The sequence below is a fragment of the Flavobacterium sp. genome, from assembly GCF_044376915.1.
Taxonomy (GTDB): Bacteria; Bacteroidota; Bacteroidia; order Flavobacteriales; family Flavobacteriaceae; genus Flavobacterium.
In genome coordinates, this window is record NZ_JBILKB010000128.1 from 1 (window position 1) to 3,280 (window position 3,280).

A 3,280-nucleotide genomic window follows, 5' to 3' on the forward strand; every position below is an offset into this window, starting at 1 on the left:
ATTGTGTCTGGTTATTCTATTTTCTAGGTCAGAAGTAAAACCAATATAAAATTTATCCTTATAAGGACTGAAGAGTATATAAACGAAAAATGGCATATAAAAAAATTTGGCGTATAAAAAAAGTCCTTATTTCTAAGGACTTTGTGGGCGATGAGGGGTTCGAACCCCCGACTCTCCCGATAAAATCGGGATGCTTTGAACCAGCTGAGCTAATCTTTACTATTTATTAATTGTTGAATTTTGCTCCGACTTTTCCATAACTTTATTTGTTTTTCTCTAGTCATAGCTTCAAACTTTGTACTATAGCTTTCAGAATACACGATTTTCCAATCATTTGTTGTACCGGTAAAACCTTTGCTTTTTTGATTGTGTCTGGTTATTCTATTTTCTAGGTCAGAAGTAAAACCAATATAAAATTTATCCTTATAAGGACTGAAGAGTATATAAACGAAAAATGGCATATAAAAAAATTTGGCGTATAAAAAAAGTCCTCATTTCTAAGGACTTTGTGGGCGATGAGGGGTTCGAACCCCCGACCCCCTCGGTGTAAACGAGGTGCTCTGAACCAGCTGAGCTAATCGCCCTAATATGTTATTTAATCTTGCTGAACCCTAACCCTCCCGATAAAATCGGGATGCTCTGAACCAGCTGAGCTAATCGCCCTAAAATGCTTTACATTGCTGTAACGCGAGTGCAAATATACACCGATAATTTATTTGCACAAGTGATTTCCTAAAAAAATTAGATAATTTCTGCGACTACAAAAGTGCTACCGCCTACATAAATAAAATCATAGGAGCCCGCACTAGACAAAGCTTTTTCATAAGCCATTGACACCGAATCATATACCTGCCCTTTTAAACCATACACTCCTGCTTTTTCTTGTAAAAGGGTAGCGTCTAATCCACGAGGCATATTGGGTTTTGAAAAATAATACTTTGCTTTTTTGGGAAACAAGGGTAAAATGGCGTCTAAATCTTTATCATTTACCACTCCTAAAACCACGTGCAAAGTATCATATTTATGTTGGGCAATTTGGGCTAAGACTTCTGCTAGGCCGTGAGCATTGTGCGCGGTATCACATACAGCAAATGGTTTTTCCTGTAATACGTGCCATCTTCCGAGCAAACCCGTATGGATCACTACATTATGTAAACCCGCTTTGATGTGATCTTCTGAAATTGAAAAGTTTGCCTTCAAAATTTCAATCGCCTGAAGCACTGTTTTTTTATTGTGTTTTTGATACGCGCCTTTCAAAGCACAGGGATATGTTATTTCGGGTGCTGTGTGGGCATAAAAAATAGGGGCCTTTTCTGCCGCAGCTTTGCTTTGAAAAACAGGTTGTGTCTCTGGATTGTATTCTCCTATGACAACCGGAATATTTTGCTTAATGATGCCAGCTTTCTCGGTGGCAATTTTAGCCAATGTATCCCCTAAAAACTGGGTATGATCAAAACCAATATTGGTAATTACCGAAAGTAACGGCGTAATTATGTTTGTAGCATCTAGCCTGCCTCCCATTCCCACTTCAATGATGGCAACATCTACTTGGGCTTTCGCAAAATAATCAAATGCCAGTCCTACGGTCATTTCGAAAAAACTCAAGGCATTGGCTTCAAAAAAAGCCTGGTTTTGAGCCACAAAATCCACTACAAAATCCTCAGGTATTTCTAGTCCGTTGATTTTAATGCGTTCCCTAAAATCTTTTAAATGGGGCGAAGTATACAAACCCACTTTATAGCCCGCTTCTTGAAGTATGGAAGCGATCATCGAAGAAGTTGACCCTTTGCCATTGGTACCCGCTACATGAACCGATTTGAATTGCAACTCGGGATGTCCCAAATGCTTAGCCAACAATACGATATTGGTTAAATCATTTTTATAGGCTGATGCGCCTTGCGTTTGAAACATGGGCAACTGCTTAAACAGCCATTCTGTGGTTTCTTGGTAATTCATTTTGTTTGTTTTGAAACGAAGGGTTTGGGCGTTTTGGCCAACCCAGTACCCGCTATCCATTACAATCCATGCGAGGCATGGGATTTTCATTGCTATCGGGGTTGATGAGCCCGCAATTGTATCTTTTGGCTACTCTCCCAATTGGAAATTAACCACCACAAAACCGATTTGGGTTTCGGGCGCATTGCTATCTGATTGCCATTTGAACGTTTTTGCTGTTTCAATGGCAGGATTCACCAAACACGGATTTGTATTTGTTGTTCCTTGCGAGCGCTCGGCACGAATTACATTTCCTTGACGGTTCACCCATATTTTTACAACAACTTTTCCCGACTCATTACAATCCTGTATTTTTTTACTGTTGCCATATAATTTTCTACCTGACAATCCCCAGCCGGTTCCTTTCCCAGTTCCTTTTCCGTCACCCGTTCCGTCGCCATAAGTCATATTAGCATACAAACTGCCATTAACACTTCCCTTGTCTCCTCCGTCGTTATCATCGCCGTGTCCAGTTTGCGTGGTTCCAGTTGTTTTGGGACCTTTTAATATGCTGTTTAATGCACTGTTGGTTTTTCGTTTGGGCGGCGTGGGTGTCGGTGGTGCCTCAGAAGGTGTAGTTGCTGTTGGCACCGCAGCTGCTTTAACTTTGGTTTGTGTGGTAATTTTTTGAGCGGGTGTTTCAACGGCTTCATTCACCACTGGTTCTGGCGCTGTTTGCACCTTCTCTATCGGTTGAATGTCTCCATTTCCGGTTTCAGAAGTGCCAAAATTAATGGCAATTTCGCCTCCTTTAAACACATAAGGAACATTCGGATCGTCTTTTAAAACATAAAAATAAAAACAAATAAACAACACTATGAATACAACAACTGTTATACCCAAGGATCGCTTTTCATATTTGGTTTCTAAAATCATGTTTACTTTGGAGCTACAGCTAAAACTATTTTATATTGATTTCGGTAGGCAATATCCATTACTTTAACTGCATTTTCAATGGGAACCTCTTTGGCCACGTGCAAAACAATATTCGGCTCTTTTTGTCCGGCTAATTTTTGTTGCAATGCTGCCTCTAATTGTTCTATGGGAAGTTGTTCTTGATCTAAAAAATAATTGAATTTTCCATCAATACTCACCGAAATTGTTTCACCTTGATCGGATTGGCCTGCCGAATTGGGCAACACCAAATCTAAAGCATTGGTGTTGGTCATTGTGGTGACGGCTATCATAAAAAAGATCAACAACAAGAAAACAATATCGGTCATCGAAGACATATTGAATTCTGCGTTTACTTTATTTCTTCCTCTTAAGTTCATAATTAAACAGG

At 39.7% G+C, this 3,280-nt stretch carries 5 protein-coding genes and 2 tRNA genes; all 7 read right to left on the reverse strand.

The features are described from left to right. On the reverse strand, positions 1 to 96 hold a 96-nt coding region (locus ACIQ6Z_RS09595; RefSeq protein WP_396210663.1), incomplete at its 3' end, for a GIY-YIG nuclease family protein. Positions 97 to 144: 48 nt separating this feature from the next. Further along, a tRNA-Lys gene (locus ACIQ6Z_RS09600) sits at positions 145 to 215 on the reverse strand. Further along, complete coding sequence (locus ACIQ6Z_RS09605) at positions 210 to 461, reverse strand: GIY-YIG nuclease family protein (protein WP_396210660.1); 252 nt, start codon at positions 459 to 461, stop codon at positions 210 to 212. Before ACIQ6Z_RS09605 ends, ACIQ6Z_RS09600 begins: the two co-directional genes overlap by 6 nt. A 48-nt stretch (positions 462 to 509) precedes the next feature. Beyond that, a tRNA-Val gene (locus ACIQ6Z_RS09610) sits at positions 510 to 584 on the reverse strand. 157 nt (positions 585 to 741) lie between these two features. Next, positions 742 to 1,956 (reverse strand): bifunctional folylpolyglutamate synthase/dihydrofolate synthase, encoded by a 1,215-nt coding sequence (locus tag ACIQ6Z_RS09615; protein ID WP_396210661.1) that lies wholly within the window; start codon positions 1,954 to 1,956, stop codon positions 742 to 744. Positions 1,957 to 2,085: 129 nt separating this feature from the next. Next, complete coding sequence (locus tag ACIQ6Z_RS09620) at positions 2,086 to 2,871, reverse strand: energy transducer TonB (RefSeq protein ID WP_396210662.1); 786 nt, start codon at positions 2,869 to 2,871, stop codon at positions 2,086 to 2,088. Positions 2,872 to 2,873: 2 nt separating this feature from the next. After that, on the reverse strand, positions 2,874 to 3,269 hold the full coding sequence (locus ACIQ6Z_RS09625; protein ID WP_396210664.1) for an ExbD/TolR family protein: 396 nt from the start codon (positions 3,267 to 3,269) through the stop codon (positions 2,874 to 2,876). Positions 3,270 to 3,280: the final 11 nt, after the last annotated feature.